Source organism: Pseudomonas fluvialis (assembly GCF_014207935.1).
GTDB classification, from domain to species: Bacteria; Pseudomonadota; Gammaproteobacteria; order Pseudomonadales; family Pseudomonadaceae; genus Aquipseudomonas; species Aquipseudomonas fluvialis_A.
Window position 1 is genome coordinate 708,877 of sequence record NZ_JACHLL010000001.1, and the last position, 26,581, is coordinate 735,457.

Sequence of the window (26,581 nt, forward strand, 5' to 3'; positions counted from 1 at the left end):
GACCATGCTGCTGCGTTTTACCAAGATGCACGGCCTGGGCAACGACTTCATGGTCCTCGACCTGATCAGCCAGCACGCGCATATCCAGCCCAAGCATGCCAAGCAGTGGGGCGACCGGCACACCGGCGTCGGTTTCGACCAGCTGCTGATCGTCGAGGCGCCGACCAGCCCGGACGTGGACTTCCGCTACCGCATCTTCAACGCCGACGGCTCGGAAGTGGAGCAATGCGGCAACGGCGCCCGCTGCTTTGCGCGCTTCGTCATGGACAAGCGCCTGACCACCAAGAAATGCATCCGCGTGGAAACCAAGAGCGGCGTGATCGAGCTCAACCTGCGCCCGGACGGACAGGTCTGCGTGGACATGGGTGCTCCGCGCCTGACGCCGGCCGTCATCCCCTTCCAGGCCGATTCCGAAGCCCTGAGCTACCCGGTGGAGGTCGACGGTCAGCTGGTTGAGCTGGCTGCGATATCCATGGGTAACCCACACGCCGTGCTGCGTGTCGACAACGTCGACAGCGCGCCCGTGCACAGCCTGGGGCCGAAGCTGGAGCACCATCCGCGCTTCCCGCAGCGGGTCAATGTCGGTTTCCTCCAGGTGCTCGACCGCCATCAGGCCCGTCTGCGTGTGTGGGAACGTGGTGCCGGCGAAACCCAGGCCTGCGGCACCGGCGCCTGCGCCGCCGCCGTGGCGGCGATTCGCCAGGGCTGGATGGATTCACCCGTGCAACTGGAGCTGCCCGGTGGCAAGCTGTCCATCGAGTGGGCAGGCGCAGGGCAGCCGGTTATGATGACCGGACCCGCCGTCCGCGTGTACGAAGGTCAGATCCGTCTATGAGCGAACACCACCAGGAACCCGCCGAGCTGGATAGCGAACAGGTCGCTGCCTACCTGCGTCGCCATCCGGAATTCTTCGTCGATCACGAAGAACTGATCACCGAGCTGCGCATCCCGCACCAGCCCGGCGAGGCGGTGTCTCTGGTGGAGCGCCAGGTCAAACTGCTGCGCGAGCGCAACATCGAGATGCGCCATCGCCTGTCGCAGCTGATGGACGTGGCCCGCGACAACGACCGCCTGTTCGACAAGACCCGTCGTCTGGTGCTGGCCCTGCTCGACGCCAACGGCCTCGACGAAGTGGTCAGCGCGGTGGAGGACAGCCTGCGCCATGAGTTCCAGGTGCCCTTCGTCAGCCTGATCCTGTTCAGCGACAACGGCCTGCCCGTCGGCCGCTGTGTCAGCAGCGCGGAAGCCCATCAGGCCATCGGCGGGCTCCTCGCCGGCGGCAAGACCGTGTGCGGCGTGCTACGCCCCAACGAACTGAGTTTCCTGTTTGGCGAGGACGAGGCCGCACAGATCGGCTCGGCCGCCGTGGTCAGCCTGACCCACCAGGGCCTGCATGGCGTGCTGGCGATCGGCAGCAGCGATCCGCAGCACTACAAGAGCAGCCTGGGCACCCTGTTCCTCGCCTACCTGGCCGAGGTCATCGCCCGCGTTCTGCCGCGTTTCGCCAGTCCGCTGCGTTCGGTGCGCTAACGCGCCGTGCGCGAAGCCCTCGACGCCTACCTCGAACACCTGCGCCGCGAACGGCAGGTTTCCCCGCACACCCTGGCCGCCTACCAGCGCGACCTGCTCAAGCTGCTGCCGCTGGCCGAGCAGGATGGCCTGCGCAGCTGGAACGAGCTGGACAGCGCGCGCCTGCGCCGAATGATCGCGCGCCTGCATCAGCAGGGCCTCTCCGGGCGCAGCCTGGGCCGCCTGCTTTCGGCTGTGCGCGGCCTGTACCAGTACCTGCTGCGCGAAGGCCTGTGCCGTCACGACCCGGCCAACGGCCTTTCGCCCCCCAAGAGCGCACGAAAGCTGCCCCGCGCCCTGGATGCCGACCGCGCGCAGCAGCTGCTCGATGGCGGCGTCGAGGATGAATTCATTGCCCGCCGCGATCAGGCGCTGCTGGAACTGTTCTATTCCTCCGGCCTGCGCCTGGCCGAGCTGGTCAACCTCGATCTGCCCGCTCTCGACCTGGCTGCCGGCCTGGTACGGGTGCTCGGCAAGGGCAGCAAGACCCGCGAGGTGCCGGTCGGGCGCCAGGCGCGGGAGGCCATCCATGCCTGGCTGCCGCTGCGCGCCCAGGCCAATCCACAGGATCTGGCCCTGTTCATCAGCCGCCAGGGCAAGCGCCTGACGCCCCGTGCCATCCAGCTGCGAGTGCGTGCCGCCGGTGTGCGCGAGCTGGGCCAGCACCTGCACCCGCACATGCTGCGGCACAGTTTCGCCAGCCATATGCTGGAGTCGTCCCAGGACCTGCGCGCGGTACAGGAGCTGCTCGGCCACGCCGACATCGCCACCACGCAGATCTATACCCACCTCGATTTCCAGCATCTGGCCAAGGTTTACGACAGCGCCCACCCTCGGGCCAAACGCCGCAGCGGGAGCGACAGCGAATGAGCCTCAAGCTGGTCACCTTCGACCTCGATGACACCCTGTGGGACGTCGCCCCGGTGATGCACAACGCCGAAGCGCGCCTGCGCGACTGGCTGGCGCGCGAGGCCCCCCGCCTGGGCGCGGTGCCCATCGAACAGCTGTGGGCGATCCGCGCTCGCCTGCTGGCGGCGGAGCCGGCACTCAAGCACCGCCTCAGCGAACTGCGCCGACGCATCCTCCTGCAGGCCCTGCTGGAATCCGGCTACCCGAGCGCCGAGGCGGCGCACCTGGCCGAGGGCGGCTTTCAGGTCTTCCTCGCCGCCCGCCATGAGGTGGACTTCTTTCCCGACGTGCATGCCACCCTGGAGCGCTTGGCCAATCAGTTCATCCTCGGCGTTATCACCAACGGCAATGCCGACGTGCAGCGCCTGGGCCTGGCCGACTACTTTCGCTTTGCCGTCAGCGCCGAACAACTGGGCATCGGCAAACCGGCCAACGAGCCGTTCGCCGCCGCCCTCGCCCATGCCGGCGTCGAGGCCGCGCAGGCCGCCCATATCGGCGACCACCCGGGTGATGACATTGCCGGCGCCCTGGCTGCAGGCTTCCGGGCGATCTGGTTCAACCCCCAGGGCAATGCCTGGAACGATGCTCCGCCGGCCCACGCCGAAGTTCGCGCCCTCGCCGAGCTGCCCGCCCTGCTGCATAACTGGCGCTGAAACGCGGCCATGAAAAAGCCCGCCGATTGGCGGGCTTTTTCATGGCGCCACCTCAGATGGGGCGGCTGCCGTATTTGCTGTCCGGCTTCTTGGGCGGATCGGCGACCACATTGGCCTCCACTTCCTGCACCTTGCCACCACGGGCAAGGAACTCTTCCATGGCCCGGGCCAGGGCATCGCGATCCTTCTGCTTGGCTTCGACGGAAGGCAGTTCTTCCTCCTCTACCACCACCTTGGCTTTCTTGCCGGAAGAGGCAGGCGTGGCTTCGCCATCGCTGTCATCAGCCTCGTCCTCGTCGGCAGCGGCGCCCAGCTCCTCGCCGTCCTCGTCCTCGGTGCCTTCCAGTTCGTCCTGTTCCAGTTCTTCGTCGCTCATGTTCAACCTCTTGCCTAGCGAAAAGCAGGTTAGTTATAGACCAGCCGCGCGCAATCTTCGCGTTGCCAGAAAAAATTCAGAAAGGCTCGCCCTGCAGGGTCGCCACCAGCCGGCGTGCTCCAGCGTGGTCGCGGTGCTCGCCCAGGTAAATGCCCTGCCAGGCGCCCAGCGCCAGGCGTCCCTCGCGTACCGGCAGCTGCAGGCTAACGCCAAGCAGGCTGGACTTGAAGTGCGCAGGCAGATCATCCGGCCCTTCATCATTGTGCTCGTAGCCCGCCATTTCCTGCGGTACGAGACGGTTGAAGAAGCGCTCGAAGTCACGTCGCACAGCCGGGTCGGCATTCTCGTTGACCGTCAGCGAGGCCGAGGTGTGCTGCAGCCACAGGTGCAGCAGGCCGACACGACAGCGCGCCAGTTCGGGCAACGCCTGCTCGACCTCGGCACTGATCAGGTGAAAACCACGCGGGCGTGGCTTGAGGCTGATCAGGGTTTGCTGCCAGAACATGCCGCCCATCCGTGATTCCCGTGCAGGAGCCTTAGCGCGCGCATTCTAGCGCGGCCACAGAAAAAGCAAAGGGCGCCGAAGCGCCCTCTGCGACCAAGGTCGAGGGTTATTTGCGGGTGAACTCGGGGTAAGCCTCCATGCCGCACTCGACAATATCGACGCCCTCGTACTCATCCTCCTCGCTGACGCGCAGGCCCATGACCAGCTTGATCAGCCCCCAGACCAGCAGGCTGGCCAGGAACACCCAGGTGAAGATGCAGGCCACGCCGAGCAGCTGCGCGCCGAAGCTGGCCGCCGGATTGCTCAGCGGAACCGCCAGCAGGCCCCAGATGCCGGACACGCCGTGTACCGAGATGGCGCCGACCGGGTCATCCAGGTGCAGCTTGTCCAGGGCCAGGATGCAGAACACCACCAGCACACCGGCCACCGCCCCGATCAGGCTGGCCTGTACCGCAGTCGGCGTGGAGGGCTCGGCGGTGATGGCCACCAGACCGGCCAGGGCACCATTGAGGACCATGGTCAGGTCAGCCTTGCCGAACAGGATGCGCGCCACCACCAGAGCGGCGAGCAGACCACCGCAGGCCGCCAGGTTGGTGTTGACGAATACGCTAGCCACGGCGTTGGCGTCGCTGATGGTGCTGATCTTCAGCTGCGAACCACCGTTGAAACCGAACCAGCCGAACCAGAGGATGAAGCAGCCCAGGGTCGCCAGCGGCAGGTTGGCCCCAGGAAAGGCGTTGATCTGGCCGTTGGCGGCGTACTTGCCCTTGCGCGCACCGAGCAGGATGACCCCGGCCAGTGCCGCCGTCGCACCCGCCAGGTGCACCACGCCGGAGCCGGCAAAATCCTTGAACCCGGCTGCCTTGAGGAAACCGCCGCCCCAGGCCCAGTAGCCCTCGACCGGATAGATCACGGCACACATCACCACGGCAAAGGCGAGGAAGGCCCAGAGTTTCATGCGCTCGGCCACGGCACCGGAAACGATCGACATGCAGGTCGCGGTGAAGACCACCTGGAAGAAGAAGTCGGCCCGCTTGGCGTAGTAGGGCGCACCCTCGCCACCGGCCGCCACCACCTCGGCGGCATGCTCGTCACCAATCAGCGCGCCCAGGGTCGGCAGCACACCGCCCGCCGCGCTGCCGTACATCAGGGCATAGCCGCAGAGCAGATACATCACGCAGGCCAGCCCGTAGAGCACGATGTTCTTGGTGAGAATCTCGGTGGTGTTCTTTGCCCGTACCAGGCCGGACTCGAGCATGGCGAAACCAGCCGCCATCCACATCACCAGGGCACCACAGATCAGGAAATAGAAGGTATCCAGCGCATACTGCAGGGGAATCAGAGCCGTACTGTCCATGGGGTACTCCTTTGTACCGGATCACATCGCGCCATCGTTGGCGCAGAAAGAACAACGCCCGGCAAGCCGGGCGTTGGGTACTGCGTGAGGCTTACAGGTTGTAGCCGCGCTCGTTGTGCTCGGAGAGGTCGAGACCAACAGTCTCGGCTTCTTCGCTGACGCGCAGGCCCATGACCAGGTCCAGCACCTTGAGGATCACGTAGGTGACGATCGCGGTGTAGAGGACGGTAAAGCCAACACCCTTGATCTGGGTGATCACTTGCGCGCCGATGTCTTCCACAGTACCGAAGCCACCCAAGGCAGGAGCCGCGAATACACCGGTGAGGATGGCACCGACGATACCGCCGATACCGTGTACACCGAAGGCGTCCAGGGAGTCGTCGTAGCCCAGCTTGCGCTTGAGGCTGGTGGCGCAGAAGAAGCAGATCACGCCTGCCGACAGACCGATCACGATGGCGCCCATCGGGCCAGCGGTGCCGGCGGCCGGGGTGATGGCGACCAGACCGGCAACCACACCGGAAGCGATGCCCAGGGCACTCGGCTTACCATGGGTCAGCCACTCGGCGAACATCCAGCCCAGAGCTGCAGCAGCGGTGGCGATCTGGGTGACCAGCATGGCCATACCGGCGGTGCCGTTGGCAGCCACGGCGGAACCTGCGTTGAAGCCGAACCAGCCCACCCACAGCATGGCGGCGCCCATCAGGGTGTAGCCCAGGTTGTGCGGGGCCATGGCGGTGGTCGGGAAGCCCTTGCGCTTGCCGAGTACCAGGCAGGCTACCAGGCCGGCAATACCCGCGTTGATGTGCACCACGGTGCCTCCGGCGAAGTCCAGCACGCCCCAGTCCCACATCAGGCCACCGTTACCGGCCCAGACCATGTGGGCGATCGGTGCGTAGACCAGGGTGAACCACACGCCCATGAAGATCAGCATCGCGGAGAACTTCATGCGCTCGGCGAAGGCACCGACGATCAGGGCCGGGGTGATGATGGCGAAGGTCATCTGGAAGACGATGAACACGCTTTCCGGCACGGCATAGACCAGGCTGCTGGTCGTCACACCGCTGAGGAAGGCCTTGGACAGGCCGCCAACGAAGGAATTGAAGTTGACTACGCCCTGTTCCATACCCGTGGTATCGAAGGCGATGCTGTAGCCGTAGATCACCCACAGCAGGGTCACCAGGCCGGTGATGGCAAAGCACTGCATCAGCACCGACAGCACGTTTTTAGAACGCACCATGCCGCCGTAGAACAGCGCCAGACCGGGGATGGTCATGAACAGCACGAGCAGGGAAGCGACCAGCATCCATGCGGTATCGCCAGTATTCAGTACAACCTCGTCAGCCATGGCGATGCCGGGGGTAACGAGGGACAAAAGGGCTCCAAGCCCTGCGAATTTACGCAGAGTCATAGTGTTTCTCCTGGGGCGAGGGGTTCGTTCGGAGACTGGGTCTTAAACCGCGTCGGTGCCGGTTTCGCCGGTACGGATGCGGATGGCTTGTTCCAGGTTGACCACGAAGATCTTGCCGTCACCGATCTTGCCGGTGTTGGCCGCCTTGGTGATCGCCTCGATAACGCGATCGAGCTGGTCATCGGCGATGGCCACGTCGATTTTTACCTTCGGCAGGAAATCAACGACGTACTCGGCACCGCGATACAGCTCGGTGTGGCCTTTCTGACGACCGAAGCCTTTGACTTCAGTGACAGTGATGCCCTGCACGCCGATCTCCGACAGTGATTCGCGCACGTCGTCCAGCTTGAACGGCTTGATGATGGCAGTGACTAACTTCATGAAACTCTCTCCCGTGTTGGTTGACGTGCCCCAGGTGAACCCGCGACAAGTCTAAGCGCAGTGTCTGGCTTTGGAAACGCGCCGGAGCGACCTCTCCAACCGCTGCGACACGCCACACCCCTCGCTCGTGACTCGGGGCTTGCCTCGCCTGTTGCACCGGAACTGCATCGGTGCACGCGTCGAAAGGGATAAAGCAGAAAGCTTGCCAGTTCTGAAAAAATTCATTTATTCAGCCAGTTAGGCGAAAACCCAAGCCTTACACCCATCCCGACCGACGGCATACGCACCAAAACAACGCACATGCACGGGCGGCAGCGCTCGAAAAACGTGCAGTTGCAGTCAGGCCGCCCGGAGCCGAGGCCCAGCAGTCGCGTGCTACACTGCGGCGCAGATACCCGGAGTCCCATGATGCTGCCGCCCAAAGCCCTTTTTGATGTCCTTGGCCAGCAGGCCGCCCGCCTGTTCAGTGCCGATACGCCGCTGCCGCGCGCCGAGGTGGAAGCCCAGCTGAAAATGCTCATGCAGAGCGCCTTCAGCAAGCTCGACCTGGTCAGCCGCGACGAATTCGACAGCCAGATGGTGGTGCTTGCCCGTACCCGCGCGCGCCTGGAAAGCCTCGAGGCCAAGGTCGCCGAACTGGAAACACGCCTGGCAGAAAAGCCCACGCCCAACGCCGAGTAAGCTCTCCGGCGCCGGCGACTGACGATCAAGGAGTGATCGATGTCCCTGGCTCTTGTACACAGCCGCGCCCAGGTCGGCATTGAAGCCCCGGCGGTCAGCGTCGAAGCGCACCTGGCCAATGGCCTGCCCAGCCTGGCACTGGTGGGCCTGCCGGAAACGGCGGTGAAGGAAAGCAAGGACCGCGTGCGCAGCGCCATCCTCAATGCCGGCTTCGACTTCCCGCCGCGCCGCATCACCCTAAGCCTCGCCCCCGCCGATCTGCCCAAGTCTAAGATGTTTTAATATTTGATAGCGTCTTTTGCATCTGAGAATATCCTGCTCTTTTTATGAGAATGGAATGCTCAGATGACCCGTGGGGTCTACCACGAACAACTCCACAGAGACGGCCTCTGGCGCATTAAGAACTTTAGGTACTTGGTGAAGCAGAGTTATGCAGCCGTGGAAGATCTGCGGCTCGAAGTCGTCATCGGAAAGGTAACGGAGCCCGGTGAGCAACCGTGGCAGGAGGCGGATGAGATCGTCCCTGTGCCAATAGGCGACCTGCCGTCGCTGAGGCGAAATGGGCTCATACGCGATGGGTTCCTGCTTAGCACCGACTACCAGTTGGTGGAGGCCAGAAAGAAACGCCTCATCCTTGATCTCTCTCGCGCAAATCTGACTTTTTTCAATCGCTTTGATGAAGAAAACTCAGAGGCAATAATTCCAAGAACAAAATCAAGCGTAGAGGAAGATAACGAAACGCTTTATGTGGGCATCGGCCATAACGGCGACCGTTACGGCGTCATTATCCCATCCGTGGATATTTTTCTCTTCTTCTATGCGAACTCAACATTCCTGACGCAACTTTTACTTAGTGAGCACATTCTGAATCCAGAGCTCAGCATTTATGACAGCGAGAAATCCGTTACAACTGGCTTGCATAAAAAAATCTGGCTAAAGAAGGGTGTACCTGAGCAGATTGTGGGCTTTTTGGCGGCGTTTCTCTTCGATGAATATGCCCTCGAAGCAGCAAAAGGCATTTTCACAGACAGGGGACCTAACGGCCGATCTTCTAAGCGATGGCCTATTCGGGCGATTCCTCCAACGGAAGGCAAAGTCGGCTTTAAACTTCTCGGCAGGAATATTGGCAAAAATCGACTTCTAGTTACTCAAATAATTAGCTGTGACTGGGCGCCCCCTATTGGTTCCCTAGAATGGGACCGGGATGAGAGATCTAGCACGACGTCAACAGGGGGGGGCTCTGAGATGGCCCCCTTAGCACTGAACAACATTGAGCCAGCCGAGCAGATCACTGACGAAGGCGTGGATCGCAGGAAGTCCCGAAGCCCGGTGTATGCACCACACATTGACCAGCGCTTTCCAGGCCTAAAGAAAATTCCCGTCAAACGCTCGCCGAAGCCAGATCCGACTGAGAAGGAAAGCGGAAAATACGTCAGAAAAAATGTACCTGTTGAAGTGGCCACTACTGCACCTGGCGGCCCCGACTCAGAAAAGAAACGTAAAGCTGAATTCAGAGGAAAAGCAAAAAATCCGACAGGCACCACAGAGGAAGATAAGGAGCTCGAAAACTTTCAGCTAACTCCGAATGATGTACAGAATCAAAGCATCGCAACAGCGATAATTTTGTCCAAAGCGCATGAGCACAAGCTGGCGGAGGTCTGCTTTCTCACCGAGGGATTTCAGACTAAAGAACTAGCTATTGATAAGAATAATCGACTCCCGCTTTGCTTACTTCCCTCTAAGTACGATGGAAAGGATAAAGCCTGGCTTTACAGCGACGAACTTAAAGTACGGAAACGTGTAGCTGTCATAGCTAGGATCGAGTTCGATGGTAAGGTCCGATACGTATTCGAGCTACAGATGCGTTTGAGCCAAGCTATTTCAACTGGAATTATTTGGACAGAGTCAGAAGATGAAATCCCAGAAGGGCTTATCTACGAACTTTTACTGGGTTTTGCAGACCCTGCTGGATCCGATGCACTCATGCAATCAACAGCTCGGTACAATTTGCAATGGGGCCGATGCAAACACAATCATAAAATCCAAATCGACTGGAAGCATCCGGAACTGTTTGCAGATGACTTTCTGAGCCGGCTGTTCAGCCAACCTCAAGCGACACCAAGAGCGACCAGATCTCGCCGCCTGCGCTGACGCGAAATTCCGCTGCTTTATTCGATCCCTTTGCACGCTCACTTCAGCAAGGTGCTGAAAACAGGCCCTATCACCCCAATGGGCATCGTCTCAGCTTGCTCCTCGAGCGTCCCGGCCAGGATGATGTCGTCCAATGTTGGATGATGGGGCAGGAAGAATTTAGCGTCTTTGCGCACCTTCTCCGGCAGGGCGGCATCCGGGTTCGACCCCATTTCCACGGACGGTTTGAAAAGGGCTGAAAACTTCAGATCTTGCCGGGCGACTCTACGACGCATTCGTGGATTGTGAAACCGCTCGATGTAGTCGAATAAATCCGCCCGCGCTTCATCACGAGTTCGATACGACTGATGGGCAACACACTCCCGTTTGAGCTGACCGAAGAAGCCTTCACAGGCAGCGTTGTCGCCGCAATGCCCGACTGCACTCATGCTGCAGACCAGCGTGTTGCGATTCAGAAAGCGCTGGTAGTCAGCACTGGTGAACTGGCTGCCGCGATCCGAATGCAGGATCACTGACCAGTCACCCTGGCGCTGCCAGATCGCCATCTCCACCGCTCGAATCACCATCTGCCGATCCTGACGGTGATGCATCGACCAACCGATCACCAGCTTGCTGTACAAGTCGAGCACCACGCATAGGAAGAGCTTGCCTTCCAGTGTCGCTATTTCCGTGATGTCCGTGACCCACTTGCGCTCCGGTTCCTGCGCAGTGAAATCGCGCTCCAGCAGGTTTTTCACGCCTGCTGGACGCCCGCTGGCGACTCTTCCAAAGCCACGCCTCTTCGGGCGTGGCCAGCCTTGAATTCGCTCAACTGCCATCAGGCGAGCAACGCGGTTCAGGCTGACAGTTTCGCCCTCGTCGAGCAGATCCTCATGCATCCGGGGATGCTCCGATCACACCACGGCTGTCGTCGTGAATCTCTCGAATGCGCCTTACCAGGCGTGCATTCTCTTGAGCACGTGGGCTTGGATCACGATCCTGCCAGGCGTAATAGCCACTGGCAGAAACCTCCAAGCAACGGCACATCAGTCGTACCGGGTACTCGTTGCGGCAGCGCTGGATCACCGTGTACCGCTCGATGACTCCTTGGCAAAGTACGCTGCCGCGTCTCTTAAAAAATCACGTTCCTTGACCACTCGGGCCAACTCACGCTTGAGCCTGGCCAGCTCCTCATCTCGCGGGCTACCTGTTCCGGGAAAGGCCTTTTCTGTGCCTGGCTGTGCCTCTCGAACCCAGCGCGTGAGCAGGTTCGGAGCCACACCAATCTCCAGAGCAACTTGTCGACAGCTCGCGCCTGAACGACGAACCAACTCGATGGCTTCCCGCTTGAATTCAGGACTGTACTTCTTGCGCTTCATGAACACTCCTTCAGCTCGGCGTGAGCTTACTCGAAAGTGTCCGTGTTAACGGGGTAGAACCCTAGCTACTGATGCCAGCCGAAACGAACACTGCCCGCGGCCTGCCGTCAGCATTAGAATCGCGTGACTGCTTGCCTACAAAAGACGATTTTTGAAGCCGAGATACAGGAGCTACTGCCATGCACGCAAAATCCACCCCCCGTGCATTTACGCTTGGTGATGGCAGCCTGATTCTGCGCACTGCGCTAAAAATCTTAGAGCAATGGAAGGCTACTACTCAGCAGGTTTGCAGCATCCTTCGTATCACACGCAGTAGCGTTTGCCGTATTCGGCAGGGCAAAGCCGTTCGTGTCGACCGTGATCAATTGGAGCGAGCGAGTATTGTATTGAACTGCCATGCCAGCCTGCGGCTCGCCTTTGAAAACCCTGATAATGTCTACAGCTTTGTGAGCATGGAAAACTACAACGACTTCTTTAATGGTCGTAAACCGCTGGAAATCATGGCGCAGGGCGACCTTCTGTCCATTTTCGAGACCTACAAGCGGATCGACGCGCTTTGTGGGAGTAACCTTAGCTACTCGCGCAGTCGGGGCGTGGTCTGATTCAGATAAAGGCTACAAACCCTCCTGTGTTGCCCAGAGCCATCCTCAATGTCTACAAATATGCCAGCAGTTGCTGCTGCGTAATTGCATCCACCTGACCAGCCATTTGCATCTGACTTGACCGGCGGAGCACATGATAATGGCCCTACTACCGCAGCGTATGATCTCGGCTAGCGGCCTGACCGTGCCCTAAGATGAGCCGAGCCAAAGGCGATCATAAAGGTGGAGAAAGGAAATGGGCCCCATGCAAGTGACTATCGAAGACTGGGATGGCGACGGCGCTATCCGCATTCCAGATGAGGTTCTTCAGGAGTTGGGCGTCGACGTTGGCGACATTCTCTATGTGATTGAGGAGTACGTCGGCAATGTCCGGTGCCTTGTACTCAGCAAGACACCTCGGATTCCGGATCGTACCGATGAGTTGATCGACCACTGGAATCGTTCTGGAGGCGAATAGCACCAATCACCGCAGGCAAGTCTTGACCAGCATATGTCGCTCAGGCGCGCATCAGGCCTCGTCGCCTTCACACATGCTTTGCACTTGGCCCTGCAAGCGCCAGTTCATGTTCTAAACTCCTCACGCCAGGATGGCATTTCCTTTTGAAATGGAGTTCGAACATGCGTTATCTCAGATACCTCGCCATTGTGCTGGCCTCATCGCTGCTCACCGCTTACACAGTGCTCTGGTTTGTGGAGCCAACCACTGCTGAATCCCCTCACTCCGTCATACGCCCCCCGTTGAAAGTAGAGCAAAAAGATGGGCAACTTCTCATCTGGGGGGGCTGGGAAACCAAGAAGGGTTACGTCACTCCCGGCACCAACGCCGTCGAGATTCGCTGCGATCAAGCTAGCGCCCGCTGCACTGAAGCGTATGCCTCAATCTTGCATCACACCGAGGGCGAGGATATTGAAGCTCAGGTCTTCAGCTACGTCGTGCAAACATGGACAGAAGCCCAGATACAGGCAGTAGCTGGCCAATCGATGGGGTGTCTAGACCGGCGCCTTCTGGTGGATCTGACCACCAAGCAGGCTCGCTTAGAGTGGAGTCCCGGCTCGGAAGCAGGCTGTGAAGGCGACACAGGGTACGCCATTCTGAGTGGTGATCCGCTTTAGCAGCGACCACCTATCCCCCCTGATTGACCTATCGCAAGGTTTGGCAAATACTGTTTTTATGTACAGTGCCTGGATGTTCCGATGCCTTCTCTTTCGATACTGGCTCGCGGTGAAAGGCTGCGCGAGCGCCTACTTGCCGACGCTGCTGATCTGCGCATCACCGGCTTCCAATCGCCCGCTGAGGACGAGAAAGAAGAGGGACTTTCCTTAGATCGGCTTACTGGTCTGGGGGCGCCGCATATCTGGGGCGGTCGAGTGCTCGATGACACACTGCTGGGCTTCGGGATATTCCCTGGTGACCGGTTGATCGTGAACAGAGCAGCAAGCCACTTGGACAACAAACTTGTGGTGGTCGACTTGGGCGACGGCTACCGGGTGCGGCTAGTTCAACGCGACTTGTTTGGAGGCCGCTGGCTTAAGGCTGCTGACCCCATCGTTCCCGATCTACAACTCGATGGTCAACAAATCGTCGAGGTTTGGGGTGTGGTCAGCAGGGTGGTCAGCTGTGTGGCCCCATGACTCCCGCTCGCGTTTTCGCTCTCATCGACTGCAACTCGTTCTATTGCAGCTGTGAGCGCATCTGCCAACCCGAGCTGAAACGCCGGCCAGTGGTCGTGCTCTCAAACAACGACGGCTGCATCATCGCTCGTTCGACTGAAGCCAAAGCGCTGGGCATCGGCATGGGCGCCGCCTACTACAAAGTGCGCGATGAGATGCGTCGGCAAGGTGTGGTGGCCCGCTCCAGCAACTACCCCTTATACGCAGACATCAGCAACCGAGTCATGCGAGTGATGGCTGAGATGCTCCCCGGTATCGAGGTCTATTGGATTGATGAAGCCTGGGGCGACATGACCGGTGTATCTGACCCAACTGGGTTAGGCCACAGCATCCGCGAGCGCCTGGCTCGTGAGATTGGCATGCCCGTTGGCGTTGGCATCAGCACGACTAAAACCCTGGCTAAGTTGGCGAACTGGGCCGCGAAGAAATGGAAAGGCACAGGTGGTGTTCTCGACCTGACAAACCCCGTACGCCAAGAAAAATTACTTCGCCTGGCGCCAGTGTCAGAAGTGTGGGGTGTAGGGCATCGCTCGGCGGCCAAGCTCTCGACTCTGAATATCGTGACGGCCTGGGATCTGGCGCAGTTCGATATCGGTACCCTACGCAAAACCTTCGGGGTGACCATGGAGCGCACAGTGAGGGAGCTACGCGGTGTTAGCTGCATCGGATTTAATGAGGGCCCGCCCCCGAAAGAGGCTATTTGCTCCAGCAAGATGTTCGGTGTACGCCAAACAGAGCTGCCGCCAATTCGCGAAGCACTGGCTGTTTATGTGAGCCGCGCTGCGGAGAAGTTGCGCGTCCAGAACTCGCTTTGCAGCACGATTCAGGTCGGCCTTCAGACACAGTTGGCCCAGCTCGATGGGCCTCGCTACGCCAACACTGTGACCTTGGCTCTACCTGCACCTACCGACGATACGCGCGAAATTCTGGCGCTTGCCCAGCGAGGCCTGAGCCAAATCGACCGACCTGGATATCCGTTGTCGAAGTGCTCCATCTTGCTGATGGATCTAAGCCAGCGCGGCGAGATGACGCCGGATCTGTTTGCGCCAAAACCCCGCCCCGGCTCAGAGCAGCTGATGAAGGTTGTCGACCAGATCAATCAGAAAGAGTGTCGAGGCGCCGTACGGATTGGCCGAGTACTGGCGAAACCTGCTTGGGCAATGCGGAGGGAGATGCTGAGTCAGAGGTACACTACTCGATGGGATGAGGTAATTGGGGTGCGTGGGTAAGGGGCCGCTAAAGCCAAAAGCCGTCATCGAGTGTCTACGGAAAACAGGGCGATTCATAGATCACTCAGCTCGCCGGTAGTACGCTTTGAGACTTTCAATCAGCTGCGCTGAAGACATAGTGCCAGCACGATATTGAGACAACAGGCCTGCAAGGTGTGGCGATGGAGTAAGCCCTGATAGCTGAGCTGACGCTACAGTATGATCTACATGCATCTCTCTCTTGGATAGACCGTGCGCATTATTGGCCATTGGACTCAAGCCCATTCTCGGTGTTTAGAGTGGCCGCGACGAACATCAGTGACTCCAAGTGGGGGGGGCCGTACTGCCAGTCTTTGCAGCCAGATTGTCATCATGGACTGAAGGCAGCAATCGAAACCTGATCTATTCGACCGTTCATGCCCACAGGACGCATCAAGTGACTAAAGTATCACGAGGCCACACTGGCCATACCTGTTCTGTATCGGCCTATGTAGCTCAGCGGGTTAGGTACCTTCCAAAGGGGCAGCTATTCAGTATCAGGCGTTTCGATGGTGTTGGAACGAAAAACGCTGTATCGAAGGCAGTAGCTCGGCTGATCAAGCGAGGAGAGCTTGAGAGGGTGTATCGAGGGGTCTATATGCGGCCCAAGGCAGGACGTTATTCTGCCTCAGCGCCACCCGATCCATGGCAGTTGATTAATCTTATTGCGAAAGAGAAGCGTCTATCTCTACAGATCCATGGCGCTGATGCTGTTAGGCGATTTGGGTTGAGCACCCAGATGCCGCTTATTCTGATCTTTTACACCAATGGCGCTAGCCGCTCCGTATTTATCGGGAAGGGTGAAATCAGACTGATACATGCGCCCCCGATGGTTATGCAGCATGCCGGGACCAAGGTGGGAGCGGCTATTAGTGCATTATTTTATCTCGGCAAGGCAGGGGCTACTCCAGAGTGCGTAGGCGCAATCAAGAATGCGCTAAGCCATGAAAATTTCATCTGTCTTATGAACTGTAGAATGCCGGGGTGGATGCGCATCGCTTTGGAGAAGACCTGATTGTTATCCGCTTATCACTAATGGTCGCTTTTGGGGTGCATTCGACAGGCTGCCCCCGGCCAGAAGCGGACTGTCCTCAGTGGCTTAGCAGACCTCCATTGAGGCTTGAAGGTATCTACGAAACAGGGGGCAATTCAAAATCATGTGGCTGAACAAATCAATATGGATGCGACTGAAAGGTGAGCGATATTTGAGTGCGAAATATCTGCCTTAATATTTTTTGTAATTGCTGATCCCATCCAGAGACTAATGAGAGTGTTGGCCGAAGGCCGAAATTCCTCATCGCAATCAATGTTGCGAGGGTAAATTAGCTTTATGCATTCAGTAAGAAGCTGAAGGGCTTTCTCGTGATTCCGCAGTAGATCTTCGCGCATTTTATCTGGGAGAAGATCTACTTCTGCATTTAATAGCGCAATCAGGCGTAGTGGCGCGCATGAATCCTCAAGCAGGTCGCTAAGCCACCTCATGAAGCAAGAACGCCGAGCGTCGACGGACTGCACTCGAAATACATTCTCTAATTCTGAAAAGCAAGCACGGTAGCTATCCTCTAGAAGTTCAACTCCAAACCCCTCCTTGGATTTGAAGTGGTGATAAAAGGAACCTCTAGATAATTCAGAAATCTGTAGTAGCTCATTGATTCCCATTCCGTGGAAACCTTTTTTAAACATCAGTCGACGCCCTGAGTCTAAAAAAATATCTTTAGCGCTATATTTGTTAGATGTCATTATAAGGTTCATGAAGGAGCTTAGATGAAATCACCGAATGGCAAGTGGACCATCGATCAAGTGCTTGCTGTCTAATCGTTAATGTATTGGAAGTCTCAATGCAATAAAAAGCGATTGCAGTGATGTGGGGTATATAGATTTTTATCGCCCAGCAATGGTTTGACATGACCTTACAAAGGTCAATTAGTATCTCAAGGAATTAACAAGAGGTCTCTCGGATATCTATATATATAGAGAGCACTGAGTACAGCTCAGTGCTCTGGGGCTTCAGGCTTGCTGCATGGGTTCTCAACGAAATAAGCAACTGAGCCAGCGAAAGGTTACATCAGCTCTGCAAGGCTTCCTGAAGGAAGTCCAGTCGATCCTGACCAAAGAACAACTCATCTCCTACAAACATGCTCGGCGCTCCAAAAGCGCCACGCCGGACAGCTTCGTCAGTAGCAGATTTAAGTGCCTCTTTGACATCGCTTTCCGTTGATTGCGTCATAATCTGTTCAGGATCGAAGCCCGCCTCAATTAGTACGCGGCCAACCACCGATGCATCGCCCATATTTAGCCCATCTACCCACATGGCACGGAAGATCGCAGAGACATAAGCATCGAATCGCTCGGGCTGATGCAATTGCACAGCGACGGCCCCACGCATAAGGCCTAGAGTGTTGATCGGGAAATGTGGATTGAATTTCATGGGCACGCGGTAGCGTTTTGCGAAACGCGCAAGATCTTGAACCATGAAACGCCCCTTGCTGGGGATGACGACTGGGGATGAATTGCCAGTGGCCTGGAATACACCGCCAAGCAACATAGGTCGATACACCAAGGCGGCGCCAGCATTTGCGCAAATGCGCGGTAACTGTGTCCAAGCGAGGTAGGTGGTGGGACTTCCAAAGTCGAAGAAAAACTCAACAGTCTTGCTCATCATGGGTTCTCTAATTTTGATATGTTGGGCGTCTGCAATACGGTATTGCGACGCGAAAAAAGCTCACCAGCGCTCAATCCATGGCCGCAGATCAAGTTCAAATGTCCAGGCATCCCGCGGCTGGGTATGTAAGAACCAGTAGTTATCGGCAATGTGCTCAGGACTGAGTATGCCGTCCTGGTCTTTCAACGCGTAGCGATCGGGGAAGTTGTCGCGGATAAACGCGGTATCTATCGCGCCGTCTACGACCACGTGACCAACATGGATATTCAGCGGCCCCAACTCGCGCGCCATGCTCTGTGCTAAGGCACGTACACCATGCTTGGCACCGGCGAAAGCGGCGAAGTGCGAAGCGCCTCGCAGTCCTGCAGTCGCGCCGGTGAACAGAATTGTTCCGCGCCCACGTTTGACCATGCGCAGAGCCACCGCTTGGGCGGAGAGAAAGGCAGAGAAGCAGGCCATTTCCCAAATTTTGAAATACTTGCGTGCAGTTTCATCCAAGATGCTACAGGGAACGTTGGCCCCGATATTGAAAACAAAAACTTGGATGGGGCCAATCTGGCTTTCTATATGCTCTACCAAAGCAGTCACTTCATCCTCTTTCCGTGCATCCGAGGCAAAGCCATGTGCTTCGCCTCCTTCCGCGCGAATATCGTCAATAAGCGGCTGCAGCTTGTCTGCACTTCGGCGGGTGACGCAGGCAATGTATCCCTCTCTCGCGAATCGCTTCGCAATTGCTCCGCCAGTTGCGTCGCCCGCCCCGATTACTAGCACGACTTTTTTCTCGTTGCTTTGCATTATGCCTCCTCAGTTAGCGAACGATCGTTCGATATCGGGACGATAGTAGAAAATTTGCAGCCGCGTCAATACTGTTTTTACCGAGTCCCAACGGCCACTGAATACAGTCAGAAGGGCTTCAGACTACGATAGCTATGGCAAGCCAGTTACTAGGAGGTAGCCGCACTAATCACACGAATTACTGGGCTGTGCATACCCAAAGTCGAGGCATTTCTAGAGCATGCCCAAGAAGAAATGAATTCATCCGCGCGTTTCACAGCAGCCGCTTGAGTTGGCCATGAGTTGCTTGAGATGGGGTAAGAAATTGCATGGTTTGGTACGACTATCCAGTTGCTCTTTAAGAATTTCATCCCATGCGGTGCAGCATGCGTTTGGCGATCCTGGTAAGCAGCAAATCAGCGTTCCGTTGCTTATCCCCGCCAGAGCCCGGGACTGCATAGTGGATGTCCCGATTGAGTCGAAGGATATTTGACGGAATAACTCACCAAATCCATCAACCATCTTCTCCAACAGGGGTGTTATAGCTTGAGGCGTATTATCTCGGGTAGTGAAGCCTGTTCCGCCGGACAGCAGAATTACCTGTACTTTCGGGTCGGCAATCCAGTTACTGACTGTTGCCCGAATTTGCCAAACATCATCTTTGACTATTTTTCGTTCATAGAGCGTGTGTCCAGCGATCAAGAGACGCTCAGCTAGCGTGTTGCCTGACTTGTCAGTCTCTAGACTTCTTGTGTCACTAATGGTTAAAAGTGCCGTGTTCAAAGGTTGAAATGTTGGGCTGGAATTGTGCGACATCTTAAGAAATCCAATGTGCGAAAATGATCCGGAACGGATTAAGGTTATTCATGACTGCCGCAGAGTGTCCCATCGTGCAGCAGCGTTCAGGTCTGAATCGCGCCCTTCAACCCAATGGCTCCCTCTGGGACCATGCTCCTGTTTCCATAATGGTGCTCGGGTTTTTAGATAATCCATGATGAAGTTACAAGCATCAAAAGCTGCTTGGCGGTGTGCGCTACAAACACCTACGAACACGATGGGCTCACCGGCTGACATATTTCCCACACGATGATAAATGTCAACTGACAGTAGTGGCCATTGAGTCTGAGCTTGATCGGCAATTTTGCCAAGCGCTTGTTCAGTCACTCCAGGATAATGTTCGAGGTACATACTTTGTACGGGCATGCCTTCATTGATGTCCCTGACATACCCTACGAATGTCACTAGTGCCCCTACACCAGAGTCCTTTTGTAGTGTATTCAGACAATAACTCGGATCAAATGGATCCTTTTGAACGTAGATGGCCATGTCAGCCGCCGGTTACTTGCGGGAAGAAGGCAATCTGATCGCCGTCAAATATGGGTTCACTGTCAGTGCAAAGCTCGCTATTACGGGCATTCATCAGACTTTTTTCTTCTAGGACTCTCCATTTCCCTCCTCGAGCAATAAGAGTGCCCCGTAAATCCTGAATGGTTTTCAGGTGCGGCGCATATTGGATATCCTCTCCAATAGTTCCTAGATGCTCACGATATCGTGCAAAATAACTGATGTGGATCATAAATACTTCTCAGCAAGCGACAAAACGGCCAGAAGCGCCACCATCTTTTTCAAGTAAGCGTATTCTTTCTATTGTCATGGACCGATCTACAGACTTACACATATCGTAAATGGTGAGCGCTGCAACACTTACAGCGGTCAGCGCTTCCATTTCAACGCCTGTTGAACCCATCACTTTGCATGTAGCTTCGATGCGTACAGATTGCTCGCCGAAACTCAAAAGCTGCAACTTCACACTGGTAAGTAGCAGTGAATGGCACAATGGGATCAAGTTGTGAGTCTGTTTGGCCGATTGTATGCCGGCAAGCCTGGCCACGGAAAATACATCACCTTTAGGATGTTCTCCGCTATGAATCATTCTCAGCGTCTCTGGTTGCATGTGTACGTAGGCTTCTGCTGTGGCTATACGATAAGTCATGGGTTTATCCGTGACATCTACCATGCAGGCATTACCGTGTATGTCCAGGTGGCTTAATTGATTCACGCTAGCTCTCTTAGTTCACGCCGCAACACTTTGCCAACCGGTGAAAGTGGCAAAGAATCCTTTATGACAATGTGTTTTGGCACCTTGTAGCCAGTAAAATTTGCCCGGCAATAGGCGTTGAGTTCTTCTTTCGTGAGGCTGGCGTCACATGGAACTGCAAACAGCTTTACTGCCTCACCAGATTTTGGGTCAGAAACCCCGATGACAGCGCAGCTGGATACTTTGGGGTGGGCCATTACAACCTCCTCAATCTCATTTGGGTAAACATTGAAACCTGAAACGATGATCATGTCCTTTATGCGATCTACGATGTGCACGAAACCATCTTTGTCAATCACTGCAACGTCCCCGCTCTTAAACCAACCCTCTGAGTCCAATACTTCATCAGTTGCTTCGGGGCGTTGCCAATAGCCGAGCATTACCTGCGGCCCCTTAATACAGAGCTCTCCGCGAGTGCCTAATGGTTGTTCGACACCATCATCGTCAATGATTTTGAATGTAGTACTTGGCATTGGCAGCCCTACTGACCCCAACCGAGCACCTTTGCCGTACGGATTCAAAGACACTACTGGAGCTGTTTCAGTGAGCCCATAGCCCTCAATTACCGGGCAGTTTGTCGTCGACTGCCACCGTAATGCCGTGTCCTTAACCAGGGCTGTTCCCGCTGAATAGGTAATTTTTAGGCTGGAAAAGTCCAGCCTCTTGAACTTGGGGTGGTCTAGCAGTGATACAAAGAGAGTATTGAGGCCCAAGAACAGCGAAAAACGCCATTTGCTCATCTCTTTAATTAGTTTGTTTGTATCACGAGGGTTGGTAATCAGCACGCTATGATGACCATTTACCATCATGCACATACCCGCAGTGAACGCATAGATATGGTAAAGGGGGAGCGGACAGATCATAACCTCTTGACCCTCCATCATTACCGGGATCCCATTCTCCCCTTCCTGCTTAAGCCAAGCACTCATTTGGAGCATGTTCGAAATGAGGTTTCCGTGAGTGAGCATTGCGCCTTTGGCAACACCCGTAGTGCCTCCGGTGTACTGGATGATCGCGATATCATCCGAATCTACTTTAAAAGGAGCGGCTGCGAGATGTTTCGCCTGAGCTAGCACGGATTTAAAGGATACTGCCTGAGGCAGGTTATAAGCCGGCACTAAATTTTTGCTGTACTTAAGCACTGCATTGGTCAGCCACCCCTTCCATGTAGGAAGCAGATCGCCAACTTTTGCTTCAATCAAAAACTCAATTTTAGTGTCAGCCAAGACTTGCTCAACCAGATCTCCGTACATATTCAAGTAAACCAGCGCGCGAGCACCAGAATCGTTGAACTGATGACGCATTTCACGCACGGTGTAGAGCGGGTTGGTGTTTACCACAATTAAACCTGCCCGTAACGCTCCATATACTGCAATGGGGTATTGCAGGAGATTGGGCATTTGTATGGCGATACGATCACCACGCTTTAGATCTGTGTATCGCTGAAGATAAGCCGCGAATGCCGCTGATAGTCGATCCAGCTCTCCATAGGTCAGTGTAACTCCCATGTTGCTGATGGCTGGCTGGCTGGCAAAGTGCCTGCAAGAGAGTGATATGACATCCAAAAGAGACTTGTAAGTTCTTGGGTCAATCTCGTTGGCAATTCCAGAGGGGCGTTTGTCTTTCCAAAAGTCAGCATGCATCGTTGAAACCTCAGGACGTATCTGTTTTTATCGCTCAAGCGCAACCGTTCAGATTATTGCGGTCTGAATGTTTTGTATGTTGCTGGATCTGCCTAAGCTCGTCTCATCCAGATTCACAATCAAGGATGTCTTAATGAGAGAATAAAAAGCGCAGGAAAGTGGCTGCGTCGTGGGCTGCCACTCTCCGCCTGCCAAAATCAAGCAGTTGCGCGGGAAAGAGCAGTATTTGTCTTAATAATATTTACTGGAACGTGTTTGTGGTACGGTGTTTTTGTAAATGGATCGCAGTGATCGCCACTTGTCAAAATATTAAGTTGAGGGCCGATAGGATCGCTATTTTTGAACCTCATGCCGTAACCGTGGGGCAGTGTCACCATTCCCGACCTAACACTATCATCTATCTCGACTGTGACTTCAATCTGTCCTATTAAAGACTTGCAAATAACGCGTTCACCATGAGTAATATTCAGTGTTTGAGCGTCGCTTGGATGCATACGCATGGCGCCATCTTTATCTACCTTGCGCCAATCAGGATCGCGGAATATTTGGTTGGCGTTATAGCTGCGTCGTTCGCCGGCCATCAGAATGAAAGGGTGATCAGTGAAAGGCTGCGCCTCCACTCTCAAATCCTTCAGGTCAGCAAGCATTTCATCGATATGCAAATGGATTAGGCCATCTTTATTTTTGATAAGAGTCCAAACATCCTCGAACTCATGCTCGCTGATAATGGTTCCGGAGTTCCGGCTCAGAATAGCCCGAAACAGAGACGCCGCTAGTGTAAATCGATTACCTTCGAATCCTGCGCGAAGTACGGCTTCACGGTACTTGGCTGCATACTCCAAGGCTAATGGGAAGAAAATTGCTGCCGCGGCCGCCTTATCAGGAAGCGCCCTACCCAGCGTGCGGTAGAGAATCGATGCGCCATACCTCATCCAAGATTTCTTAAGAGACAATGCTGCTGCAAACGACGCTAAGAAAAGTTGATGGCCAGTGGCTTTCGGCTCCAGCTTGGCAATCCGTTCAAGGACTGGGAAGCGATCTGGAATCAAGCCCATCTTCACCATCAGGCGGGTGTAGATCTCAGGCTCTGGTAGTGATTCGCCATGAGGCTCGAAGAGTGGTTTACGCAGTTGAAAGAAATTGTTGGGAAATTCCAGGGTGAAGCCGGATGCTTCCCACTTCTCAAACTGCGAGGCAGCCGGCAGCACGTAGTGAGCTAGTCGAGCGGTTTCAGTTAGTGCTATATCGACGACAACCAAAAGATCAAGTTTATTGAACGCACGCTCATAGGCTGCGGTGTCAGCTGCGGTCATCAATGGATTGGAACTGTCGACCCAGGCTGCACGAATACCACCGTGTTCGATCTCATCCGGCAAGATATTTGGCGGATATAGGCCTGCAATGGGAATCATTTTATGATGAGCGGTCAGCTTTAGTTTTTTACCCTTGACGGTTTTGCGTTCGTCAGTGTTGCCAAGAAGGGGGATCAAATAGGTGTGCAGATTGTTGCCACCCTTCTTACCGAAATTGCCTGTGACCAAGTACAGCAACTTTTCTAGGTACGCGTTCAGCGTGCAATGCAGAGTCTGTTGGAGACCTAGATCGATCCGCACGCAGGCCGTCTTTGCAGTAGCAAAGCCGCGAGCAACTCGATATACGTCCTCTAACGGCACGTCGGCGCGATGCACGTACTCCTCAATTGGAAGCGTGAGCAACTCTTTCTTTAGCTCTTCAAAGCCCGTGCAATGCTTCGCTAGAAAATCGCGATCATGCAAGTCTTCACGGACAATGATTGCCAATATCGCAGAAAGCAGAAATGCGTCTGTTCCTGGACGAAGTTGAAGATGAATATCGGCCTGCTTGGCTGTCTCAGACTTGCGCGGGTCAACCAGCACCATGGTGCGGTTTGAGTCTTTCTTGATCGCTTTCAGGGTGTCACGTGCATTAGGGATGCCGTGGGACTGGAAGGGGTTGCAGCCGATGAACAGCACATAGTCAGCGTGTTCGATGTCTTCTGTGGTGTGGCAAGTTTGCTCACCAAACAAGCGTCCATTAACCCAGAAGTCTGGAGTTTTTTCTTGAGCCAGTGAGGAGTAAACAAAGCGACTCCCCATAGCCCCAAGCAGTTGTTGCCCATAAAGTACGCCAACGTGATTGCCTTGACCGCCACCCCCAACAAGGGCAAATGCATCCCCGCCTGATTCTTTATTAATCGTATTTAGTTTTTCGGCAATCTCAGAAAGGGCCTGATCCCAGGTCACCTGGGTAAAGCTCCCATCTGCCTGGCGTTTGAGTGGATGCTTCAGGCGATCATCGTGGTTCTGGTAATGCTCAAGACGAGCTGCTTTCTGACAAATGTAGCCCTTCGAAATTGGATGCTCGTCATCGCCCTTGATCTTGACGAATTTGCCATCCTCGATGTCCACGGTTAAGCCACAGACTCGTGAGCAAAGTATGCAGGCGGTTTTCTCGGTGTGCATGCGGGATGACTCCTCTGGGTGACTCTTCTTGTTTGCAGAACGATCGTTCGGTAAAACGATAATCTGATTTTTGGCGCCCTGTCAATCCTCATACGCAGGTGGGTCGTTGAGGGCGGATCGTCCCGAACGCCTGAGGTGCGCCCATGCTTTACTGCTGCCAGCAGGCAGCCCGGTCGGTAGGCCACTGGTTCTCTGCATTCGGCACGTAGCGGGGCTTAGCAAAAAAATACTTTCACCCTTTGACAGGGATAAATTTGAGCTATAGGCTAACGATCGTTCGCCAAACGATCGTTTGACTATGCGTTGAGTCAGACTCGTCTCGCGGGTTGTTTAAGCAGACTTGAAGGTCGATTGACCGGGTATAGAGGTCGAGTAATGCAGTATCGCGAGCATCATTTTCAGCCTGATATGCACAATGAAATGCGCTGCGACTTATGTGGTGAGCATGTGTCTTGCGGCCAGCATCTCCGAGCCATCGCGCCCCTTCATTCGAAAGGGGTGGTGCATATATCGAGTGGAGGAAAGCATGTCGGAGTGCTTGGCATGAGGCTTACTCGCAAAGAGCTGTCACCCCGCATGCAGAGTGCAACTGATCATCAGGCTACAAAGTTGTACGAGAGTTATTTGTATTAGATACAGCTCATTGGGTTATTCATTTTTAGTTGAGTGTCTACCAAGGGCTAATAACAGCAAGCATAGTGTTGGAGGTTAATTGTGACGTTTGTAGTATTGGAGGAGTGCATCCAGTGCAAGCACACAGACTGCGTTGCAGTTTGTCCTGTTGACTGCTTCTACGAAGGGCCAAATTTCCTAGTAATCAACCCTGACGAGTGCATTGACTGCGCTTTATGTGAGCCCGAATGTCCGGTAGACGCCATCCGCGCGGAAGATGACGTGCCGGAGGATCAGAAGGACTTTATACGGCTAAACGCTCAACTGTCTGTCCATCCCAATTGGAAGCAGATCAACGTTAAAAAGCCTGCACTTGCCCAGCACGAGCAATGGACTGGTGTTAAGGGGAAATTAACCCAGCTTGATCGTAACGGAGCCTGACATGGGCTCGGCGGCGTTGTTGCAGGACGGCTTTGGCCGTCCAATAACATATCTGCGACTGTCAGTGACGGATCGCTGCAACTTTCGCTGCGTCTATTGCATGCCTGAAAAAATGCAATTTCTTCCTCGAATTAAAACATTGAGGAAGGAGGAGTTGGTCCAGATCGGTGCTGCATTTGTGGCTCTTGGAGTTAGTAAAGTAAGACTAACGGGGGGGGAGCCGCTGGTAGATCCTAACCTGCCTTGGGTGGTTAAGGAACTTGCCGATCTGCCTGGGCTTGAACAGTTGGCATTGACTACCAATGGTGACCGGTTAGGTCTTTATGCCAATGAGTTAAAAGCCGCAGGGCTGGATCGTATTAATATTAGTCTCGATAGCTTAAACCCGAAGCGTTTCGCAGAATTGACCCGTACTGGCAGCCTATCACGCGTGCTCGACGGTATCGGCGCTGCACAGCAAGTTGGTTTCGAACGTATAAAGCTGAATGTGGTAGTTCTTCGTGGGCGTAACGATGACGAAGTTCTAGACCTTGTAAGGTTTGCTAGACGCGAGTCATTGGACATTTCATTTATTGAGGAGATGCCTCTTGGCTCAATCAGTGAGCACGATCGAAAGCTAAGTTTTGTCTCAAGTGATGAAATCAGAGCAATCGTCTCGCAAGAGTTTCCGCTAACTCCAACTACTGAGACTACCGGTGGTCCTGCGCGCTATCACCGCATGGATGACAGTCCTATCTCTGTCGGTTTTATCTCACCACACAGCAACAACTTCTGTAGTAGCTGCAATCGAGTTCGCGTAACTGCAGAGGGGCGGTTGTTGTTATGTTTGGGTAACGAGAATTCCGTCGATTTACGTCGTGTAGTGCGTGAAAGCCCTAATGATCTAGAAACTCTGAAAGTAAAAATTCGGGAGGCAATTTTGCTTAAGCCCGAACGCCATTATTTCGATCTCAATGAAGCCCCCCAAATTGTTCGTTTCATGAACATGACGGGTGGGTAAGTA

The 26,581-nt window shown here is 55.3% G+C and carries 29 protein-coding genes and 2 pseudogenes; 15 read left to right on the forward strand and 16 right to left on the reverse strand.

Translation table 11 applies throughout. The features are described 5' to 3' along the window. Positions 1–4: 4 nt before the first annotated feature. The 4 genes from dapF to HNP49_RS03235 are packed head-to-tail and all read left to right on the forward strand — an operon-like array spanning position 5 to position 3,131. Positions 5–835, forward strand: coding sequence for a diaminopimelate epimerase (dapF, locus tag HNP49_RS03220; RefSeq protein ID WP_184680546.1), 831 nt, complete (start codon positions 5–7; stop codon positions 833–835). Then, entirely contained in the window at positions 832–1,530 is a 699-nt protein-coding gene (locus tag HNP49_RS03225; RefSeq protein WP_184680548.1) for a DUF484 family protein, read from the forward strand. Before dapF ends, HNP49_RS03225 begins: the two co-directional genes overlap by 4 nt. Before the next feature lie 6 nt (positions 1,531–1,536). Next, positions 1,537–2,439 carry a tyrosine recombinase XerC gene (gene xerC, locus HNP49_RS03230; protein WP_184680550.1) on the forward strand — a complete coding sequence of 301 codons (903 nt, stop codon included), beginning with the start codon at positions 1,537–1,539 and terminating at the stop codon, positions 2,437–2,439. After that, positions 2,436–3,131, forward strand: a complete 696-nt coding sequence (locus HNP49_RS03235) for an HAD family hydrolase (RefSeq protein ID WP_184680552.1) — start codon at positions 2,436–2,438, stop codon at positions 3,129–3,131. Before xerC ends, HNP49_RS03235 begins: the two co-directional genes overlap by 4 nt. Positions 3,132–3,183: 52 nt before the next feature. Here the strand turns inward: HNP49_RS03235 and sutA are convergent, their stop codons facing one another. The 5 genes from sutA to glnK form a co-directional block, all read right to left on the reverse strand. Continuing rightward, positions 3,184–3,507: a transcriptional regulator SutA gene (gene sutA, locus HNP49_RS03240; protein ID WP_184680554.1), complete on the reverse strand. Its 324-nt coding sequence runs from the start codon at positions 3,505–3,507 to the stop codon at positions 3,184–3,186. A 76-nt stretch (positions 3,508–3,583) separates the two neighbouring features. Then, positions 3,584–4,012, reverse strand: coding sequence for a secondary thiamine-phosphate synthase enzyme YjbQ (locus HNP49_RS03245; RefSeq protein WP_184680556.1), 429 nt, complete (start codon positions 4,010–4,012; stop codon positions 3,584–3,586). 106 nt (positions 4,013–4,118) lie between these two features. Beyond that, positions 4,119–5,369, reverse strand: coding sequence for an ammonium transporter (locus HNP49_RS03250; protein ID WP_184680558.1), 1,251 nt, complete (start codon positions 5,367–5,369; stop codon positions 4,119–4,121). Positions 5,370–5,460: 91 nt separating this feature from the next. Next, a complete protein-coding gene (locus HNP49_RS03255) occupies positions 5,461–6,777 on the reverse strand; it encodes an ammonium transporter (protein WP_184680560.1) in 1,317 nt (438 codons plus the stop codon). Positions 6,778–6,819: 42 nt separating this feature from the next. Next, positions 6,820–7,158: a P-II family nitrogen regulator gene (gene glnK / locus HNP49_RS03260; RefSeq protein ID WP_021700071.1), complete on the reverse strand. Its 339-nt coding sequence runs from the start codon at positions 7,156–7,158 to the stop codon at positions 6,820–6,822. A 408-nt stretch (positions 7,159–7,566) separates the two neighbouring features. Between glnK and HNP49_RS03265 the strand changes: the two genes are divergently transcribed. From HNP49_RS03265 to HNP49_RS03275, 3 genes and pseudogenes are all read left to right on the forward strand, one after another. After that, positions 7,567–7,839, forward strand: a complete 273-nt coding sequence (locus HNP49_RS03265) for an accessory factor UbiK family protein (RefSeq protein WP_184680562.1) — start codon at positions 7,567–7,569, stop codon at positions 7,837–7,839. A gap of 39 nt (positions 7,840–7,878) precedes the next feature. After that, a pseudogene (locus tag HNP49_RS03270) lies at positions 7,879–8,106 on the forward strand (magnesium chelatase domain-containing protein); the annotation flags it as partial. Positions 8,107–8,184: 78 nt separating this feature from the next. Beyond that, positions 8,185–9,990: a hypothetical protein gene (locus tag HNP49_RS03275; protein WP_184680564.1), complete on the forward strand. Its 1,806-nt coding sequence runs from the start codon at positions 8,185–8,187 to the stop codon at positions 9,988–9,990. A gap of 206 nt (positions 9,991–10,196) precedes the next feature. Here the strand turns inward: HNP49_RS03275 and HNP49_RS18590 are convergent. Then, a pseudogene (locus HNP49_RS18590) lies at positions 10,197–11,348 on the reverse strand (IS3 family transposase); the annotation flags it as partial. Between the two features lie 179 nt (positions 11,349–11,527). Between HNP49_RS18590 and HNP49_RS03285 the strand changes: the two are divergent. From HNP49_RS03285 to umuC, 5 genes are all read left to right on the forward strand, one after another. After that, entirely contained in the window at positions 11,528–11,950 is a 423-nt protein-coding gene (locus HNP49_RS03285; RefSeq protein WP_184680566.1) for an antitoxin Xre-like helix-turn-helix domain-containing protein, read from the forward strand. Positions 11,951–12,185: 235 nt separating this feature from the next. Next, on the forward strand, positions 12,186–12,407 hold the full coding sequence (locus HNP49_RS03290) for an AbrB/MazE/SpoVT family DNA-binding domain-containing protein (protein ID WP_409372515.1): 222 nt from the start codon (positions 12,186–12,188) through the stop codon (positions 12,405–12,407). Between the two features lie 161 nt (positions 12,408–12,568). Next, on the forward strand, positions 12,569–13,063 hold the full coding sequence (locus HNP49_RS03295) for a hypothetical protein (RefSeq protein ID WP_260407033.1): 495 nt from the start codon (positions 12,569–12,571) through the stop codon (positions 13,061–13,063). 81 nt (positions 13,064–13,144) lie between these two features. Beyond that, on the forward strand, positions 13,145–13,582 hold the full coding sequence (locus HNP49_RS03300; RefSeq protein ID WP_184680570.1) for a LexA family transcriptional regulator: 438 nt from the start codon (positions 13,145–13,147) through the stop codon (positions 13,580–13,582). Next, complete coding sequence (gene umuC / locus HNP49_RS03305; RefSeq protein ID WP_184680574.1) at positions 13,579–14,850, forward strand: translesion error-prone DNA polymerase V subunit UmuC; 1,272 nt, start codon at positions 13,579–13,581, stop codon at positions 14,848–14,850. The genes HNP49_RS03300 and umuC overlap by 4 nt, the downstream gene beginning before the upstream one ends. A gap of 60 nt (positions 14,851–14,910) precedes the next feature. Here the strand turns inward: umuC and HNP49_RS18920 are convergent, their stop codons facing one another. After that, entirely contained in the window at positions 14,911–15,114 is a 204-nt protein-coding gene (locus HNP49_RS18920) for a hypothetical protein (protein WP_409372516.1), read from the reverse strand. Between the two features lie 151 nt (positions 15,115–15,265). Here HNP49_RS18920 and HNP49_RS18520 point away from each other — a divergent pair, with 151 nt between their 5' ends. Beyond that, positions 15,266–15,883 carry a DUF6088 family protein gene (locus tag HNP49_RS18520; RefSeq protein WP_311772059.1) on the forward strand — a complete coding sequence of 206 codons (618 nt, stop codon included), beginning with the start codon at positions 15,266–15,268 and terminating at the stop codon, positions 15,881–15,883. A 140-nt stretch (positions 15,884–16,023) separates the two neighbouring features. Here the strand turns inward: HNP49_RS18520 and HNP49_RS03315 are convergent, their stop codons facing one another. From HNP49_RS03315 to HNP49_RS03355, 9 genes are all read right to left on the reverse strand, one after another. Further along, positions 16,024–16,608, reverse strand: coding sequence for a TetR/AcrR family transcriptional regulator (locus tag HNP49_RS03315; RefSeq protein ID WP_184680576.1), 585 nt, complete (start codon positions 16,606–16,608; stop codon positions 16,024–16,026). Positions 16,609–16,933: 325 nt separating this feature from the next. Further along, a complete protein-coding gene (locus HNP49_RS03320) occupies positions 16,934–17,527 on the reverse strand; it encodes a 2-hydroxychromene-2-carboxylate isomerase (protein WP_184680577.1) in 594 nt (197 codons plus the stop codon). A gap of 63 nt (positions 17,528–17,590) precedes the next feature. After that, positions 17,591–18,325 carry an SDR family oxidoreductase gene (locus tag HNP49_RS03325; protein ID WP_184680578.1) on the reverse strand — a complete coding sequence of 245 codons (735 nt, stop codon included), beginning with the start codon at positions 18,323–18,325 and terminating at the stop codon, positions 17,591–17,593. A gap of 240 nt (positions 18,326–18,565) precedes the next feature. Next, positions 18,566–19,120 carry a molybdenum cofactor biosynthesis protein B gene (moaB, locus tag HNP49_RS03330; RefSeq protein ID WP_184680580.1) on the reverse strand — a complete coding sequence of 185 codons (555 nt, stop codon included), beginning with the start codon at positions 19,118–19,120 and terminating at the stop codon, positions 18,566–18,568. A gap of 48 nt (positions 19,121–19,168) precedes the next feature. Then, positions 19,169–19,630, reverse strand: coding sequence for a molybdenum cofactor biosynthesis protein MoaE (locus tag HNP49_RS03335; RefSeq protein WP_184680582.1), 462 nt, complete (start codon positions 19,628–19,630; stop codon positions 19,169–19,171). 1 nt (position 19,631) lies between these two features. Next, positions 19,632–19,880, reverse strand: a complete 249-nt coding sequence (locus HNP49_RS03340; protein WP_184680584.1) for a MoaD/ThiS family protein — start codon at positions 19,878–19,880, stop codon at positions 19,632–19,634. Positions 19,881–19,889: 9 nt separating this feature from the next. Next, positions 19,890–20,363, reverse strand: a complete 474-nt coding sequence (moaC, locus tag HNP49_RS03345; RefSeq protein WP_311772060.1) for a cyclic pyranopterin monophosphate synthase MoaC — start codon at positions 20,361–20,363, stop codon at positions 19,890–19,892. Further along, positions 20,360–22,045: an AMP-binding protein gene (locus HNP49_RS03350; RefSeq protein WP_184680586.1), complete on the reverse strand. Its 1,686-nt coding sequence runs from the start codon at positions 22,043–22,045 to the stop codon at positions 20,360–20,362. Before HNP49_RS03350 ends, moaC begins: the two co-directional genes overlap by 4 nt. 197 nt (positions 22,046–22,242) lie before the next feature. Next, positions 22,243–24,525, reverse strand: coding sequence for a molybdopterin-dependent oxidoreductase (locus HNP49_RS03355; protein ID WP_184680587.1), 2,283 nt, complete (start codon positions 24,523–24,525; stop codon positions 22,243–22,245). A gap of 714 nt (positions 24,526–25,239) precedes the next feature. On the opposite strand from HNP49_RS03355, the gene fdxA reads away from it, so the two are divergent. Together fdxA and moaA are read left to right on the forward strand one after the other, a co-directional pair. Further along, positions 25,240–25,578 (forward strand): ferredoxin FdxA, encoded by a 339-nt coding sequence (gene fdxA, locus HNP49_RS03360; RefSeq protein WP_184680589.1) that lies wholly within the window; start codon positions 25,240–25,242, stop codon positions 25,576–25,578. Position 25,579: 1 nt separating this feature from the next. Continuing rightward, positions 25,580–26,578 (forward strand): GTP 3',8-cyclase MoaA, encoded by a 999-nt coding sequence (gene moaA / locus HNP49_RS03365; RefSeq protein WP_184680591.1) that lies wholly within the window; start codon positions 25,580–25,582, stop codon positions 26,576–26,578. Positions 26,579–26,581 lie beyond the last annotated feature (3 nt).

Bases quoted from the DNA above. Each gene is read 5' to 3' on its own strand.
- HNP49_RS03290 (WP_409372515.1), top strand. From the start codon at position 12,186: ATGGGCCCCATGCAAGTGACTATCGAAGACTGGGATGGCGACGGCGCT.
- dapF (WP_184680546.1), top strand. From the start codon at position 5: ATGCTGCTGCGTTTTACCAAGATGCACGGCCTGGGCAACGACTTCATG.
- moaB (WP_184680580.1), bottom strand. From the start codon at position 19,120: ATGTCGCACAATTCCAGCCCAACATTTCAACCTTTGAACACGGCACTT.
- HNP49_RS03265 (WP_184680562.1), top strand. From the start codon at position 7,567: ATGCTGCCGCCCAAAGCCCTTTTTGATGTCCTTGGCCAGCAGGCCGCC.
- HNP49_RS03325 (WP_184680578.1), bottom strand. From the start codon at position 18,325: ATGCAAAGCAACGAGAAAAAAGTCGTGCTAGTAATCGGGGCGGGCGAC.
- HNP49_RS03355 (WP_184680587.1), bottom strand. From the start codon at position 24,525: ATGCACACCGAGAAAACCGCCTGCATACTTTGCTCACGAGTCTGTGGC.
- HNP49_RS03295 (WP_260407033.1), top strand. From the start codon at position 12,569: ATGCGTTATCTCAGATACCTCGCCATTGTGCTGGCCTCATCGCTGCTC.
- HNP49_RS18920 (WP_409372516.1), bottom strand. From the start codon at position 15,114: ATGGGCTTGAGTCCAATGGCCAATAATGCGCACGGTCTATCCAAGAGA.
- HNP49_RS03320 (WP_184680577.1), bottom strand. From the start codon at position 17,527: ATGAGCAAGACTGTTGAGTTTTTCTTCGACTTTGGAAGTCCCACCACC.
- HNP49_RS03235 (WP_184680552.1), top strand. From the start codon at position 2,436: ATGAGCCTCAAGCTGGTCACCTTCGACCTCGATGACACCCTGTGGGAC.
- HNP49_RS03315 (WP_184680576.1), bottom strand. From the start codon at position 16,608: ATGACATCTAACAAATATAGCGCTAAAGATATTTTTTTAGACTCAGGG.
- HNP49_RS03255 (WP_184680560.1), bottom strand. From the start codon at position 6,777: ATGACTCTGCGTAAATTCGCAGGGCTTGGAGCCCTTTTGTCCCTCGTT.
- umuC (WP_184680574.1), top strand. From the start codon at position 13,579: ATGACTCCCGCTCGCGTTTTCGCTCTCATCGACTGCAACTCGTTCTAT.
- HNP49_RS03245 (WP_184680556.1), bottom strand. From the start codon at position 4,012: ATGTTCTGGCAGCAAACCCTGATCAGCCTCAAGCCACGCCCGCGTGGT.
- HNP49_RS03225 (WP_184680548.1), top strand. From the start codon at position 832: ATGAGCGAACACCACCAGGAACCCGCCGAGCTGGATAGCGAACAGGTC.
- HNP49_RS03350 (WP_184680586.1), bottom strand. From the start codon at position 22,045: ATGCATGCTGACTTTTGGAAAGACAAACGCCCCTCTGGAATTGCCAAC.
- HNP49_RS03335 (WP_184680582.1), bottom strand. From the start codon at position 19,630: ATGGCCATCTACGTTCAAAAGGATCCATTTGATCCGAGTTATTGTCTG.
- HNP49_RS03340 (WP_184680584.1), bottom strand. From the start codon at position 19,880: ATGATCCACATCAGTTATTTTGCACGATATCGTGAGCATCTAGGAACT.
- HNP49_RS03275 (WP_184680564.1), top strand. From the start codon at position 8,185: ATGACCCGTGGGGTCTACCACGAACAACTCCACAGAGACGGCCTCTGG.
- sutA (WP_184680554.1), bottom strand. From the start codon at position 3,507: ATGAGCGACGAAGAACTGGAACAGGACGAACTGGAAGGCACCGAGGAC.
- moaA (WP_184680591.1), top strand. From the start codon at position 25,580: ATGGGCTCGGCGGCGTTGTTGCAGGACGGCTTTGGCCGTCCAATAACA.
- HNP49_RS03300 (WP_184680570.1), top strand. From the start codon at position 13,145: ATGCCTTCTCTTTCGATACTGGCTCGCGGTGAAAGGCTGCGCGAGCGC.
- HNP49_RS03285 (WP_184680566.1), top strand. From the start codon at position 11,528: ATGCACGCAAAATCCACCCCCCGTGCATTTACGCTTGGTGATGGCAGC.
- glnK (WP_021700071.1), bottom strand. From the start codon at position 7,158: ATGAAGTTAGTCACTGCCATCATCAAGCCGTTCAAGCTGGACGACGTG.
- HNP49_RS03250 (WP_184680558.1), bottom strand. From the start codon at position 5,369: ATGGACAGTACGGCTCTGATTCCCCTGCAGTATGCGCTGGATACCTTC.